This window comes from Phenylobacterium sp. (assembly GCF_030681155.1).
Lineage (GTDB): Bacteria > Pseudomonadota > Alphaproteobacteria > Caulobacterales > Caulobacteraceae > Phenylobacterium.
The window spans coordinates 118,753-131,044 of sequence record NZ_JAUXXE010000068.1 but is presented as its reverse complement, the minus strand read 5'-3'; the positions used below and the strand labels follow the sequence as shown (position 1 = coordinate 131,044).

The window sequence follows — 12,292 nt, the reverse complement described above, 5'->3', positions numbered from 1 at the left end:
CATGAGGCGTGGTTGGTGGCGAGCTCCCGGGGGGTGAGCGGGTCATGCAGATACTGGGGCTCTGTTTCAGCAATTCGGCCACGGGCGTCCCGACGCACCATGACGCCGCCCTTGTCGTGCTGTCATACCTGATTGCGGTTGTGGCCTCCTTCACGGCCCTCGACATGGCCGAGCGGCTTCGCACCGCCGCCCCCTCTTCCCGCCGCTTCTGGCATTTCGGCGCTGCGCTCGTGCTGGGCGGCGGCGTCTGGTCGATGCACTTCATCGGCATGCTGGCTTACCGGACGCCTTTCACGGTGCAGTACGATGCGGGGTTGACCATCATCTCCGGGGTCATCGCCGTCGTCGGCGTCGCCGCCGGATTGCAGGTGGCCGAGAGGGCGAGCCCGCGACGAATTGTCGGCGGCGGGATCCTGGTCGGGTTGGCGGTTTGCGTCATGCACTACATGGGCATGAGCGCCCTGCGCGGACCGGGAGACATCTACTACCGGCCCCTGCTTTTTGGCCTCTCAGTGTTGATCGCGCTGGGGGCCTCCACGACCGCGTTGTGGCTTGCGGTCACCCTGCGCACCGCGAGGCAGCGGGCGATGGCCGCCCTGGTGATGGCCGTCGCGATCTGCGGCATGCACTTCGTCGGCATGGCCGGCACGGTCATGGTGGTCGCCCCCGATCTGGCCGAAGAGGCTGACCATTCGCTGGTCTCCGGCTCGTTGCTGGCGGCCACGATAGTCGCCTGTATGGCGCTGATCCTCGGTATCGCGTCGATGTGCGCCTATCTGGACCGCCGGCTGGAAGCGCGGGCGATGGCCGAGGCCGGACGGTTGCGCGCGATCAACGAGGATCTGGAAGCCGTGGTCCAATCGCGCACCATCGACCTGACCACGGCTCTAGGCGCCTTGGACGATCAGCGCCGCAGGGCCGAGTCCGCCAATCGCGCCAAGTCCGATTTCCTGGCCAATATGAGCCACGAGCTGCGAACGCCGCTCAATGCGGTCATCGGTTTCGCCGAGGTCATGCAGATGCCCGGCGGCGGCGACACGCTCAGCCCGCGGCAGTCCGAGGCCATCGAGCAGATCCAGACCGCGGGGCGTCATCTGCTGGCCTTGATCGAAGAGGTCTTGGACTTCGCCAAGATCGAGAGCGGCAAGGTCTCTATCTCGATGGAAGCCATTGATCCTCAGGATCTGGCGCAGGGGCTGTATGGCAGCTTCAAGCTGGCGGCCGACCGGGCGGGTATCGGCCTGGTGATCGCCTCCAGCCAAGAGGCCGTCGCCGTTCGCGCCGACCACCTGCGGCTGAGGCAGGTGCTGTCGAACCTGATATCCAACGCCATCAAGTACAATCGTCCGGGCGGGTCTGTGCGGGTGGAGATACGGCTTGTCGGGGATCGGGTGCTGCTCAGCGTGGCCGATACCGGCCTTGGTATTCCCGCGCACAGAATGAACGACCTGTTCGAGCCCTTCGAGAGGCTTGGGCGCGAGGGACTGGACGTCGAAGGGGCGGGTCTGGGATTGGCGCTCACGCGTCGCTTGGTCGAGGCCATGAACGGCGTACTGCGTGTCGAAAGCCGAGAGAATGTCGGTTCGAGCTTCACCGTTGATCTGCCCTCGGCCACGCCGGATCAGGTCGAGGTGCGGGCGCCGTCGCAGGGCGTTCAGGTTCCGCTTGGCGCGGGTCCCGAGGCCAGCGTGCTCTATATCGAGGACAACGCCTCCAACATCCGCCTTATGCGGCATATCGCCGAGGCGTTGGGCGGTCTGGAGCTTCACGTCGCCGAGCACCCCGTCGAGGGGTTGGAAATGGCCGCAAGCCTGAAGCCGGACGTCATTCTATTGGACATCAACCTGCCCGGCATGGACGGCTTCCAGGTCAAGGCGCGGCTGGAAGCCAATCCCGCCACCCGTCAGATTCCGGTGATCGCGATCTCCGCCAACGTGCTGGCCGAGACGATGACGCGCGGACAGTCGTCCGGCTTCCACGGCTATCTGACGAAGCCCATCAGTATTGGGGCGCTGGTGAGCGCTATCCAGGAGGTCACGGCGCCCTCCCATGCCGGCGACGCGCTCACGGCCTGAGCTGCGTCAGCCAAACCGTTTGTTGAGGTCCGGCGCGCCCTTGCCAGCCTCGGCCAGGGCGGCCGGGTCCCCGTCGGCGAGGTAGGTCTCCACGGCTCGCGCTAGAGCTCCATAGGCCGCTCGGAACGGCGCGGTCGCCGAGCTCAATCGTCGAACGCCCAGCGCCTGCAGTTTGGAGGCCGGCGCCATGTCGCCCCGACCCATGACATTCAACGGCAGGGCGATTTCACGCGCGAGAGTTTCCAGCAGCGTCTCGTCGGTCGGGCCTGGCACGAAGATGCCGTCAGCGCCGGCCGCTCGGTAGAGTTCAGCCCGCTCCAGGGTCTCGGCCAGCGCCGGAGCGCCCTCGGCCAGGCCGCGCAGATAGACGTCGATCCGTGCGTTCACGAACAACGGGACCCCGCTCTTGACGGCCACTTCGCGCGCGGTCTCGATCTTGCGGGCGTGGAGATCGCGTGGGCGTCCGCCATCCTCGAAATTGATCCCGACGGCGCCGGCGTCGATGACGCCCTTGATCGTGTCGGCCAGCGTAGCGAGGTCGTCGGAATAACCGCCCTCGATGTCGGCGGTCAGCGGAACCTTCAGCACTCGGCTCATCTCGCCCAGGGCCGAGAGCAGGGTTGGGATTGGCAGTACGTCGCCGTCGGCATAGCCGTGCGCCCAGGCGAGCGCCGCCGACGAGGTGGCCACGGCCTTTGCGCCGGCGTCTTCCATCATCGCCGCGCTGGCGGCGTCCCAGGCGTTGGGCAGGACGAGGATCTCTGGACCCTCGTGCAGTCGTCGGAATGTGTCGGCTTGCTTGCTCATCGGGCGCCTCCGTCTGACAGGGTGGTTCCTGGTCAAGACGATATAGGTAGCGCCCCTGTGACGTGCTGGCGGAAAACGGCCGTTGACGTCCTGGTGTTAGTGCCCGTGCGGGCCCTCATAGACCCCGGGCGCAAGGCGTTCGTCCTCGGGCCCCTCGGAGCCTTCGGGCAGGACGAAGCGGCGATCGCAGTAGGGGCACTCGACGAACGAGGCCTCGCCCATCTCCAGCCAGACGCGCGGGTGACCGAGCGCGCCGCCGACGCCGTCGCAGGCGACACGGCCAGACCGTACGACGATCACTTCCGAGGCCGGCAGATGCGACGCCTGCGCGCCCTTGGCGGGCATCGGCTCCAGCTTGGTCGAACGGCCTTGATCAGGAACGGGGGCTTTGCGGGCCATTTGAACTCTCCGGCGGCGGAAGCTTGGCGGATGCTCCGCGCGCGCCTAGGTATGCGACCACGGCTTTCGTCGTCAATGCACGCCCCTGGTCCGCTGTTCGTTTCGATTGATCGAAACGGTGTTCCAGCCCCTTTATCTGCAATTCCCGCCGGGGGTTTCGCCTGGCGAGGTCGCGCTTGGTACAAAGAGACGCATGACCCTTCCCGAATTCGCCATCGAAGCCGAAGACGTGGTCAAGATCTATCCGGCGACCAAGACCTCGCCGGAGATGCATGCCTTGCGCGGGTTGAACCTGAAGATCCCACGCGGATCGATTTTCGGTTTGCTGGGCCCCAATGGCGCCGGCAAATCGACCTTCATCAACACCCTGGCCGGCCTGACCAAGAAGACCAGCGGCACGGTGAAGATCTGGGACCGGGACATCGACGTCCGGCCGCGTGACGCCCGCGCGGCGATCGGCGTGGTGCCCCAGGAGATTTCCGCCGACCCGTTCTTCACCCCTCGCGAGTCGCTTGAGGTCCAGGCCGGCATGTATGGCGTGCCCGCCAAGGAGCGCCGGACGATGGAGCTGCTCAATGCGCTCGGCCTGGGTGACAAGGCCGAGGCCTATGTCCGTCAGCTGTCCGGCGGCATGAAGCGGCGGCTGATGGTCGCCAAAGCCATGGTCCATAACCCGCCGGTGCTGATCCTCGACGAGCCAACCGCCGGGGTGGACGTCGAGCTGCGCCGTCAGCTCTGGGCCTATGTGCTGGAACTGAACCGCAAGGGCGTGACCATCGTGCTCACCACCCACTATCTCGAAGAGGCCCAGGAGCTTTGCGACCAGATCGCCATCGTCAATCGAGGTGAGGTGGTGGCTTGCGAATCTACTTCGAGCCTGCTGCGCCGCCTCGACACCCGCAATGTGGTGGTGACGCCTGAGGAGCCCTTGGCCGAGGCGCCGCTGCTGGCCGGCTTCGAAACTCGCCCGCGCGCCGGCGGGGCCTTTTCGGTCACCTATCGGACTGGCCAATCCAGCGTGGAGCAGGTGCTCGCGGCTGTCCGCGCCACTGGTCTGCACATCAAGGATATCTCCACCGAGGACCCGGATTTGGAGGACGTGTTCGTTTCCTTGACGACGGCAGGCGCCTAAGCCTTCCGTTTCGCCGCGCTTTCAGTTAGACAGCGCAACCTCTGAAGACGCACCCGTAGCTCAGCTGGATCGAGCGTTGCCCTCCGAAGGCAAAGGTCACACGTTCGAATCGTGTCGGGTGCGCCAGAGTTTTCATTAAAATCAACCGGCTCGCGCCGCAGTGAGCGCATGACCTAGCGCCGCGCGTTCAGGCAAAGAAAAGCCGGCGAGGCCTGAGCCTCGCCGGCTGATCAGTCTTGATCTTCGATCGTCTTAAGCGACGGCGAGGATATTCCGACGACGGCGTATCGCCGCGCCAGCAAGGCCGAAGCCCGTGATCATCATCGCCCAGGTCGCCGGTTCCGGAACCGCCGAGCCGCTCAGGGCGTCGACTTCGAAGGAGTTCGAGCTCGAGGCGAAAGTGACGCTCTTGATCGCGTTTGCGCCGTCCCAGACCGCATAGTAACGGCCATTATTGGAGGAGCTAGTTTGATTGCCGCCACCCGGGTTTCCGATAATATTGTGCGTGGTTCCGTCGGCCAGGGTGATGGTCAGAGTGTTGTACGTATCGATGGAGCCCCAATCGAAGCTGATGCTCTTCATCAGTTTGTCAAAGGTGATCGTCGCCGAGCCGCCGCCAAGGACGGACAGGTAGGGGGTGTTCGCTGGATTCGAAAACGGGTTCTGAGCGCCGGAGCCGTCCGAGCCCGTGTTGTGAATGGCGACTAGGGCTGGATTGTAGCCCGGGTCGATCATGCTCAGGTCGCCGAGCACGTCGAAGTTATAGAGCACCGAATCCGGCGCGCGAGGGGCTGGCAAGCCACCCTCGAAACCAAAGGCGCTCAGTGCGGCGTTCGCCGAACCGGAAATTGCAAAACTTGCGACAGCAGCGACCGCTGCCGTCTTCAGGAACTTATTCATAGGGTTAGCCCCTCAGTTCGTTTGCTGACGCCCGCCGAGCGCGATCGCCTTCGATAACATCGATACCCGAAGGTGCTTGGTAAGTAAATATCAACCTTCTCAGATTGGTCAGATTCTGGCCGCACTTTATGAGAAGAGCACAAGTAAGTTGATCTAGGTTCTCGGAAGTTTACTTCTTGACGCGAGCAGGCAAAAATCTCCTGCGAGGCGAGTTTGGTTAAGGTGCCGAGTAACGAAGCCATAGAATCTGCGGTCAGTTTTTCCGCCATCTCGCTCGGGGCGCCCAGCTAGACGTGAGCGAGCCCAGGTCGCCGACCGGCTTGATTGGCATGTCGTTGGAAAAACTGAAAAACGACCTGTGACCAAGTGTATTGGTGACAAGCTGAGCAATTGGTTGGCCTAGACGTCGCGATGTATTCGCCACAATTGCTTTGTGTCGGGTAGCCCACTCAACTGGCGTGGCCGCCGGTCGCTAGGCGGCCGGAGGGTTCGGCGCCTCATCTGGGAGGACCAGTTTGTGCAGATTGCGTTGGCGGATCTGCTCTCCGGCCTCGTCATAGAAGAACGGCAGGAAGGCGTAGCGCTGGCCGCGCGTGACCGGCGTAGCTTCGTGCAGCAGCGAGCATGAGAACACCACCGCCCCGCCGGTGGGCGGCCGATACGTCCGGGACCCGAATTCCGGGAACCGCAGGTCGCCGCCCTCGAACTCCTCGGCGTTGAGGTTGATCGAGCAGGCGAATTTTCGGTGGGCGGTCGCCGATGTGGTGTTGTCGCGGTGTGGCCGGAAGTATCCCCCGGTTTCGCCGTCATAGCGGGCGACGAGATACCGCTCGATCCGTGACGGCTGGAATTGGAACGATCGGACGATCTGCGAGATGAGCCGCTTCTCGATCCGCTGCAGAAGCTCGCCGCGGAAGGCCACGTCTCCGATGGTGGCGTCGCTGCGCCGCTTGAAGTCGTCGAGGACGCCGATGGTCTTGCCTCCGACCTCGCGCATCACGCCGGACGGCTTTCCGCCCGTCTGGTCATAGAAGTCGATCAGCCGTCGGCACATCTCCGGCTCGAACACGCGCGGAACGATGAGGACCGGTGCGTGCAGGGGAACGCCGGCGTGACCGTCGGGGCGCGGCAACTGATGCAAGGTTCCAAAGATACGGTCGGTCTCGGCCATGCTTCCGGTCGCAAAAACGCGCAGGGTCGGATCAAGGATCAGCCACCTTGGCTCATCGAAGCCCTCGTTGGTGATGGCGCCATAGGCCCGGCTGATCTGTCGGTCAGCGTCGAGGAACCAGCGGACGCCCGGCGTGTCGCGAACTTCCTTGAAGGCCATCGGATCGCATATGACGCAAAAGGCGAGCAGGTTGGTCTGATCAAACAGCGCGTGGCTGGCGTCCAGCCGGGCCATCGCGGCGGCTTGCGCCGCCGGCTCGCGTGGCAAGAAGGCCAACAACACGTATCGACCGGCCACGCTGGAAAACGCGAACTGCGGGTTGGACGGGGTTGGGGCGGTGAACCAAGGCGCGGCTTGGCCAATGATCAGGCTCATGGACCAGTTTGGTGCGGTGACGCGCCAAACGGGGCAAGCATAAGAAGTTTATAACCTCGGGCGCTGCCTGGCGCATAAGCTTGGCATAATTGAAACGGTCGGTCGGGTGGCCCATCGTCGTTCGTGTCGGCGGCCTCGCTCGTCTCCCCGATCGAGCCTGGGTTCCCACGGACAGGCGGGAGCCGCCGGCGACCGGCTTTGCAAGGATCCGCATGGCGCGGCAATGGACAATGCGGCGGATCACGCCTCTGCGCGGAATCTGGCGATACGCCGCGGCCTTCGGTCTTGTCGTTGGCGCCACACTGGTCGCCGAGGGCGTCTATCGGCTCTTCGACACCGACCGCCTGTCCATGGTGTTCCTGGCCGGTGTCCTGATCACCGCGGTCACCTTAGGATCGGGCCCAGCCTACTTCGCCGCCGCCACCGCCTTCGTCATTTACGACATCTATTTGGTCGAGCCTCGCTTCGAGTTCACGATGAACTCGGCCGAAGACTATCTGGTCCTTTCCGTGTTTCTCGCGGTCGCCATGTTGACCGGTCGGCTGGCCGGCCGGGTCCGCGAGGCGCAGGGGCGCGCGGAGGTGCAGGCGCGTACCGCCGGCGCGCTATTCCGGGCCAGCGAGGAGTTCTCCTCTTCCGACAATGAAGACGCCGTTCGTCAAGCGCTGGCCCAGAGGATTGCTGAGGCAGGCGGTGGCGAAGCCATGGTGCTGCATGACAGCCGGTCGTGGAGCTGGCCGCCAGGACTGGCGATCCCTTCGGCCTTGGCCGAGCTCGCCGCACGGCCAGCCAGCGAGGCTGCGGCGCGGGAGAGCGGCTGGCGTCTGCGCCAACTGCGAGCCGACGGCGTGATGGTCGGGGCTGCAGCTTGGCGGGTCACCCCTTTGGATGATCGACCGACCGATAGTCCGGAGGACGACGAGAAGCTGGTCTACGTACTGGTTGATATGGCGGGCGCCGCGATCGCGCGCTTCCGCCTCGCCGCCGAGCGGGCCGAGATGCAGGCCCGGGCTCAGACCGAGCAGCTTCGCAATGCGCTGCTGTCCTCCATCTCGCATGATCTGAGAACGCCCTTGGCGGCGATTCTCGCCTCGGTGACGAGCCTGCGCGAGTTTGGGGACCGCTTCGACGCCGAGGTTCGCGAGGATCTCACCCTGACCATTCAGGAAGAAGCCGAGCGCCTGAACCGCTTCGTCGCCAATCTGCTCAACATGACCAAGCTGGAATCAGGGGCCCTGACCATCGAGGGAGTCAGCTTCGGCGTCGCCGAGGTCGTCGGCCGCGTTGTTCAACGCGTTCAGCGCCAAGCCGGCGCCCGCAAAGTCGTCAGCGGCATCCGCCCCGACGATCTCGCCGCGTTCGGCGATCCGATCCTGACGGAGCAGGCCTTGGCCAATGTCGTTGAGAACGCCGTCAGGTTCGTACCGAACGGCGGCCGCATCGAAATCCTGGGGCGGTCCGTCGGCGGCAAGATCGTCCTGGAGGTCGTCGACGATGGGCCCGGTGTGCCGGAAGCTGATCTCCAGATGATTTTCGACAAGTTCTTCCGGTCGGCCGCGACGTCGGCAAGCCAACAGGGCACCGGTCTTGGACTGTCCATCAGCCGGGGTCTGGTCGAGGCGATGGGCGGCGAGGTCTTCGCCCGGCCTCGCGGCGATGGCCATTCGGGCCTTGTCGTCAGCGTTATCCTGCCGGGGGCGCCGTCATGAGCGGCGTGTTGGCCCATCTGCTGCTGGTCGACGACGAGCAGCAGATTCTTCGTGCGCTGAAGCCGGCGTTGGCGGCCGCAGGCTACGCCGTGGCGACGGCTGAGACCGGCCACGAGGCGATGGCCTATCTGGCGGGTGAAGCCTGCGACGTGGTAATCCTCGATCTCGGCCTGCCGGACATGGACGGCAAGGAGGTGATCTCGCGCATTCGCGAATGGTCCGAGACCCCGATCCTGGTGCTCTCGGCTCGCGATCTCGAGCACGAGAAAATTGCGGCCCTGGACCTTGGGGCCGACGACTTCATCAACAAGCCCTTCGCGGTCGGGGAGCTGCTGGCCCGCATCCGCGCGGCCTTGCGCGGGCGGGAGCGCCGCTTCTCGACCCATGCGGTCTTCAAGAGCGGCGACCTAGAGGTCAACTTCGCCACCCGCCGCGTCGCTCTTCAGGGCTATGAGGTCCGGCTGACGCCGCGCGAATATGACCTGTTGAAGGCCTTGGCTCGGTACGGCGGGCGGGTGGTGACCCATCGCCAGTTGATCGCCGCGGTCTGGGGTCCGGCCGCCCAGGTCGACGCCCAGTTTGTGCGCGTGCTGGTCGCCCAGCTTCGGCAGAAGATCGAGGAAGAGCCTTCTACGCCGCGCATCCTGCTGACCGAGCCGGGCGTCGGCTATCGGCTGACCCCGGAGGACGAGGCCTAGCCGGCCCCGTGGTCGCGGAGGAAGCCCTCGACCAGATCGTCATAGAGGCCAAGCCGCTTGTAGTCGCGAAAATCGGCGGGCGCGGCGCGCCAAGCCCTGGCGAAAGCCGCCAGCCGTGGCGGGTCATCCAGCAGGTCGTCCAATGGATGGAGCCACACGCGGATCGTGAAGAGCGCCCCACCGGTTTGTGGCAGTCGTCGCAGCGTTTGACGCTCGACCCGCACGAACAGTTCGAATCCGGCGTCCGCAGGGTCGATCGAGCCGATGCGCGCGCGGATCGGCGCCGGGTCCGGGGTGAAGGACTGGTCTGAATTCACCAGGCTCCAGTTTCGCCGCTCGAGGATCAGGCCAGGGCGTAAGCCTTCGAAAATGCGCTCGACCCGGGCGAGGAAGCGGGCGGCGAAGCCATGCACCGGGCCATGGATTTCGGCCAAGCTTCGCCCCAGAACGTCATGCGCTGTGAAGAAGGTGGGCGCGCAAAGCGACAGGGCCGAGACGCGCCAGGCGCCGTCGTGCTTTTCCATCAGCACAAGGTCATCGGGTGTGCGCCGGGCCGCTGCATAGAGGTCCGGCAGGTCGGGTTGGTGCGACGCGGGCCCCAGCGTCTCGTCGATCAACCGCAGCACCTCTGCCTGGCCGGTGTGCGATCGCGGCGTCTCGCCCCAGACGACTTCGCGGCAGGTTGCGAACAACGGGTCCTTGCGTGCGGCGGGATCAGTTTCGCCACCTTCCAGCCACGCCGCCTCGCCGATGGGTTTCAGGCCGATGGTGAAATCGGCGCTCTCCTCATAGGGGGCGTGGCGCGGGATCATTTTGGCTTGAACCGCCGGGCGATGGCCCACAGGACATAGGCCAGGAAGATGCCGATGGAGTTGGCCAGGGCGTCATGCCAGTCGCCCTGCCGGCCAAAGCCCATCAGGCTCTGGGCGATCTCGACCCCGACACCGAGGCACCAGACGCCCAGCACCACCATCCAGCGGCGCCGGGTCGACATGAACAGGCCGACGAGGGTCAGCAGGCCATAGGCGATGGTGTGGGCGGCCTTGTCCCAGATCATGCCCGACCCGGGCACATCCTCGTTGGGCGCAAGGGTGAGATAGAGGATCACCGCCACCGCCGCGAAGAACACTGCAAGGCGGATCGGGCGAGGGATGAAGGAGAAGAGTGGACGCATGGCGCCAACTAGTAGCGAGCGCCTTGCGGGACGGCGAGACTTTCAAAGTCGCTCAATGCCAACTAGCTTCCGGTCAGAAATTCAAACACGGGTTTAGATGTATGACGGTCGAGGCGGTGATCTGGGATTTCGGCGGGGTTTTCACCACCTCGCCCTTCGAAGCCTTCGCGCGCTACGAGGCGGAGAAGGGGTTGCCCAAGGATCTGATCCGCAAGGTGAACTCCACCAATCCGGACTCCAACGCCTGGGCCTTGTTCGAGCGCAACGAGATCGACGCCAAGGGCTTTGACGAGCTGTTCTTGGCGGAATCGACGGCCCTGGGTCACCCGGTTCCCGGCCGCGAGGTCCTCCCGTTGATCTCCGGCGCGGTGCGGCCGCGCATGGTCGCGGCGCTGAAAGCCTGCAAGCAACACTTCAAGGTCGGCTGCATCACCAACAACATGGTCAGCCACCACAGCCCCGGCGCCGACGAGCCGCAGCGCGCGGCTGGCGCGATGGGCCAGATCCTGCCCTTGTTCGACCATGTGATCGAAAGCTCGAAGGCGGGCGTCCGTAAGCCCGACCCGGCGATATATCTGATGATGTGCGAGGCGTTGGGTGTGAAGCCCGAAACCTGCGTCTATCTCGATGACCTGGGCATCAACTGCAAACCGGCCGCGGCGCTGGGCATGCGGGCGATCAAGGTGGTCGATGTCGATCAGACCCTGGCGGAACTGTCGGCGGCGACTGGGCTGAGCTTCGAGGAAGAGGTAGTGGCGTGACCCGCCCCACCAGGATCGGCGCCGACGCAGCCCTGGCCCGCTCGCCGGGCTGGAAACTGGCCGACGAGAAGCGCGAGGCCATCCACCGGACGTTCCGCTTCGCCGACTTCAACACCGCTTTCGGGTTCATGACTCGCGTGGCGATCCGCGCCGAGCAGTTGGACCATCATCCGGAATGGTTCAACGTCTACAACCGGGTCGAGGTGACGCTCACCACCCATGACGCCGACGGGGTGACGGAGCTGGATGTCGCCCTGGCCGGCTTCATGAACCAGGCTGCGGAGGCGGCCGGAGCAAAAGACTAGGAGGAAGCGATGGCGGGACGGGTCGCGGGCAAAATGGCCTTCGTCACCGGCGGGGCGCAAGGCCTGGGCGCGGCGATGGCGCGCATGCTGGCGCAGGAAGGTGCCAAGGTCTCGATCGCCGACATCAATCACCACGGCGCGAAGGCGGTGGCCGCCGAGATCAACGCCGCCCTTGGCGAGGACACGGCCTTCGCCTTTCCGCTGGACGTAACCAAAGAGGATCAGTGGATTTACGCCCTGGAGGAGGCCGATGCGGCCATGGGCGGGATCTCAGTGCTGGTGAACAACGCCGGCATCAGCCGTGGAGGAAATATCGAGCAGCTGTCCTATGAGGACTGGAAGCTGGTCATGAGCGTCAATGTCGATTCGGTGTTCCTTGGGACCAAGCACGCCCTGAGATACATGCGCGCCCACCAGCCGGGCTCGATCATCAACATCTCGTCCATCGCAGGCCTGATCGCCGCCCACAATTCTCCGGTTTACAACGCCTCCAAGGCCGGGGTCTGGCTGCTGTCGAAGGGCATCGCCCTGCATTGCGCCAAGCAGGGTCTGGATATCCGATCGAACTCGATCCATCCGACCTTCATCGACACCCCGATCCTCGATCCGCTGCGCCAGCAATTTGGGACCGAGGTCGCTCATGGCAAGCTGGCCCGCCAAATCCCGCTCGGCCATATTGGCGAGCCCGGCGATATCGCCAGCGCGGTGATCTATCTAGCCTCCGACGAGAGCAAGTTCATGACCGGCGCGGAGCTGAAGCTCGACGGCGGCATTTCGGCGATGTGA

General features: G+C 64.8%; 13 protein-coding genes and 1 tRNA gene. 8 read left to right on the top strand and 6 right to left on the bottom strand.

The window, feature by feature from the left end:
* The first annotated feature begins 44 nt into the window (after positions 1–44).
* A complete protein-coding gene (locus tag Q8M13_RS17635) occupies positions 45–2,075 on the top strand; it encodes an MHYT domain-containing protein (protein WP_305301422.1) in 2,031 nt (676 codons plus the stop codon).
* A 6-nt stretch (positions 2,076–2,081) separates the two neighbouring features.
* Here Q8M13_RS17635 and Q8M13_RS17630 read toward each other — a convergent pair whose 3' ends face one another.
* A complete protein-coding gene (locus Q8M13_RS17630; RefSeq protein WP_305301421.1) occupies positions 2,082–2,882 on the bottom strand; it encodes an isocitrate lyase/phosphoenolpyruvate mutase family protein in 801 nt (266 codons plus the stop codon).
* Between the two features lie 96 nt (positions 2,883–2,978).
* Positions 2,979–3,281: a zinc-finger domain-containing protein gene (locus Q8M13_RS17625; RefSeq protein WP_370870094.1), complete on the bottom strand. Its 303-nt coding sequence runs from the start codon at positions 3,279–3,281 to the stop codon at positions 2,979–2,981.
* A gap of 193 nt (positions 3,282–3,474) precedes the next feature.
* Between Q8M13_RS17625 and Q8M13_RS17620 the strand changes: the two genes are divergently transcribed.
* Together Q8M13_RS17620 and Q8M13_RS17615 are read left to right on the top strand one after the other, a co-directional pair.
* Positions 3,475–4,413, top strand: a complete 939-nt coding sequence (locus tag Q8M13_RS17620) for an ABC transporter ATP-binding protein (protein WP_305301420.1) — start codon at positions 3,475–3,477, stop codon at positions 4,411–4,413.
* 49 nt (positions 4,414–4,462) lie between these two features.
* Positions 4,463–4,539, top strand: a tRNA-Arg gene (locus Q8M13_RS17615).
* 126 nt (positions 4,540–4,665) lie between these two features.
* Here Q8M13_RS17615 and Q8M13_RS17610 read toward each other — a convergent pair.
* Both Q8M13_RS17610 and Q8M13_RS17605 read right to left on the bottom strand, forming a co-directional pair.
* A complete protein-coding gene (locus tag Q8M13_RS17610; protein ID WP_305301418.1) occupies positions 4,666–5,313 on the bottom strand; it encodes a PEPxxWA-CTERM sorting domain-containing protein in 648 nt (215 codons plus the stop codon).
* A 472-nt stretch (positions 5,314–5,785) separates the two neighbouring features.
* Entirely contained in the window at positions 5,786–6,859 is a 1,074-nt protein-coding gene (locus Q8M13_RS17605) for a 2OG-Fe(II) oxygenase (protein ID WP_305301417.1), read from the bottom strand.
* Between the two features lie 212 nt (positions 6,860–7,071).
* Between Q8M13_RS17605 and Q8M13_RS17600 the strand changes: the two genes are divergently transcribed.
* Both Q8M13_RS17600 and Q8M13_RS17595 read left to right on the top strand, forming a co-directional pair.
* The gene (locus tag Q8M13_RS17600; protein ID WP_305301416.1) at positions 7,072–8,568 is read left to right on the top strand and encodes an ATP-binding protein; all 1,497 of its coding nucleotides are present in this window, start codon (positions 7,072–7,074) and stop codon (positions 8,566–8,568) included.
* Positions 8,565–9,266, top strand: a complete 702-nt coding sequence (locus Q8M13_RS17595; protein WP_305301415.1) for a response regulator — start codon at positions 8,565–8,567, stop codon at positions 9,264–9,266. Before Q8M13_RS17600 ends, Q8M13_RS17595 begins: the two co-directional genes overlap by 4 nt.
* On the opposite strand, the gene Q8M13_RS17590 is transcribed toward Q8M13_RS17595, so the two are convergent.
* Positions 9,263–10,078, bottom strand: coding sequence for a heme-dependent oxidative N-demethylase subunit alpha family protein (locus Q8M13_RS17590; protein WP_305301414.1), 816 nt, complete (start codon positions 10,076–10,078; stop codon positions 9,263–9,265). The two genes, Q8M13_RS17595 and Q8M13_RS17590, sit on opposite strands and share 4 nt — an antisense overlap.
* Positions 10,075–10,440, bottom strand: coding sequence for a VanZ family protein (locus Q8M13_RS17585; protein ID WP_305301413.1), 366 nt, complete (start codon positions 10,438–10,440; stop codon positions 10,075–10,077). The genes Q8M13_RS17590 and Q8M13_RS17585 overlap by 4 nt, the downstream gene beginning before the upstream one ends.
* A 101-nt stretch (positions 10,441–10,541) precedes the next feature.
* On the opposite strand from Q8M13_RS17585, the gene Q8M13_RS17580 reads away from it, so the two are divergent.
* Genes Q8M13_RS17580 through Q8M13_RS17570 form a run of 3 tightly spaced genes read left to right on the top strand, consistent with a single transcriptional unit; the run spans position 10,542 to position 12,292 of the window.
* Positions 10,542–11,201 carry an HAD-IA family hydrolase gene (locus Q8M13_RS17580; protein ID WP_305301412.1) on the top strand — a complete coding sequence of 220 codons (660 nt, stop codon included), beginning with the start codon at positions 10,542–10,544 and terminating at the stop codon, positions 11,199–11,201.
* Positions 11,198–11,506, top strand: coding sequence for a 4a-hydroxytetrahydrobiopterin dehydratase (locus Q8M13_RS17575; RefSeq protein WP_305301411.1), 309 nt, complete (start codon positions 11,198–11,200; stop codon positions 11,504–11,506). The genes Q8M13_RS17580 and Q8M13_RS17575 overlap by 4 nt, the downstream gene beginning before the upstream one ends.
* A gap of 9 nt (positions 11,507–11,515) precedes the next feature.
* A complete protein-coding gene (locus tag Q8M13_RS17570) occupies positions 11,516–12,292 on the top strand; it encodes an SDR family oxidoreductase (protein ID WP_305301410.1) in 777 nt (258 codons plus the stop codon).